General features: G+C 38.9%; 1 protein-coding gene. It reads left to right on the forward strand.

Going from position 1 to position 283, the window contains the following annotated elements:
- Window positions 1-54: 54 nt before the first annotated feature.
- On the forward strand, window positions 55-283 hold a 229-nt coding region (locus tag AOA60_RS29535), incomplete at its 3' end, for an HAD hydrolase-like protein (protein WP_218240944.1).

Here is a 283-nt window from a genome sequence, read left to right on the forward strand (position 1 = left end):
AAGCAGTACGATAGGTTAAATCAGCATGTGGGACATATTACTAAGGATGTGTACATGGCACGATTTATTGAACTCGATCAGCGTGGGTACGTATGGAAAGATAAGGTGTATCAGCAGTTGGTGGAAGAACTTCAGATTACCCAATTGACCTGGGAGGACCTATTAGAAGACTACTTGAGAGAATTTAAGAATCATTGTGTACCTTTTGACCAGCTTATAGTTATGTTGGAAAAACTAAAGCAAAGGAATCTTAAATTAGGGATGATTACAAATGGGTTTGGCC

The sequence above is a fragment of the Pseudomonas sp. 2822-17 genome, from assembly GCF_002742485.1.
Lineage (GTDB): Bacteria > Pseudomonadota > Gammaproteobacteria > Pseudomonadales > Pseudomonadaceae > Aquipseudomonas > Aquipseudomonas cyclaminis.